Source organism: Cnuella takakiae (genome assembly GCF_001953305.1).
In the GTDB taxonomy this organism is placed as follows: domain Bacteria; phylum Bacteroidota; class Bacteroidia; order Chitinophagales; family Chitinophagaceae; genus Flavisolibacter; species Flavisolibacter takakiae.
In genome coordinates this window covers 5,233,211-5,234,180 of sequence record NZ_MTFE01000010.1, presented here as the reverse complement: position 1 = coordinate 5,234,180, position 970 = coordinate 5,233,211, and the positions used below count along the sequence as shown (strand labels likewise).

The 970-nt window shown below is 53.6% G+C and carries 1 protein-coding gene; it reads right to left on the bottom strand.

All coding sequences use genetic code 11. The features are described from left to right. Window positions 1-940, bottom strand: a 940-nt coding sequence (locus BUE76_RS22360) for a relaxase/mobilization nuclease domain-containing protein (protein WP_083639293.1), incomplete at its 3' end; no start/stop codon positions are given. Window positions 941-970 lie beyond the last annotated feature (30 nt).

Below are 970 nucleotides of genomic sequence, written 5' to 3'. Positions count from 1 at the left end.
TGCCGTTGCCTGCACTGCGGGGGAGTGTGTAGATGCCGGCAAGCTTCAGGGCTTGGGTAAAATGTGGCAGACCTGTACTTGCATGCAACGCTCCTTCAACTTTGCGCACAACCCCGGGCAGTGCCCATTCTTTTTTCTTTGCAGCAAATCCGAATTTGGCCCTCAGTGCTTTGAGCGTTGGTTTTCCTGGCAACAAACTGGCCTTAATAGGCACCCCAGTTTTATTTCCTACAGCATCCAGCATCCGGTAGAGCAGGCCACCGTGCCGGTACAGGCGGCTTTCTTCCGTGCCCCCATCTGCAACTACACCATACTGCCCCAATGCCGCATTGTACTGGGGCAGGGAGCTAAAGGCATACTGCCGGAAAACATCGTTTACCACTCGGGCAATGGCCGCTTTTGTTTCTTCCTTACCGCATTGTGTGGGTTTTGGTGCCAGTAGGGAAGGGGCTGTTTCCAGTGCCGTTCTGCCTCTTGCCGAAACCAGGTTGTACTTTGCTTCCAGTTCCACCCGCATCTTAGAGGACTGCACCTTTCCCAGGTTGTGGGTAGGAATGCGGCTGCCATCCTTTCGGATGGTAGTGCTGACGATGTGCAGGTGCGGGTGACCTGCGTCCTGGTGTTGGTACACCAGGTAAGGCTGACTGCCAAAGCCTATTCCCTGCATGTAATCCCTTGCAATGCTGCTTAGCGTAGCTGCATCAAGCTGGCGGTCTTTGGGTGAAAAGTTGAGCGATATATGGATGGTTTGGGAAGCGGCCCTTTGGGCCATGCTGTTGCGCTGCTCCAGTGCTGCTGCTTTTTGGTAGTAGCTCAACTCCATTGGCTTGCACAGGTAGCCACTTGCATGGAGCAGGTGGGCAACTCCCTTTGCTACTTTCTGCTCGTTGTAGTTGAGGGCATCATGCAGTCGTTTGGGAAAACTCATTTTTGCAACCATTGTTCATAGAGTTGAAGGGTGAGCGACTCC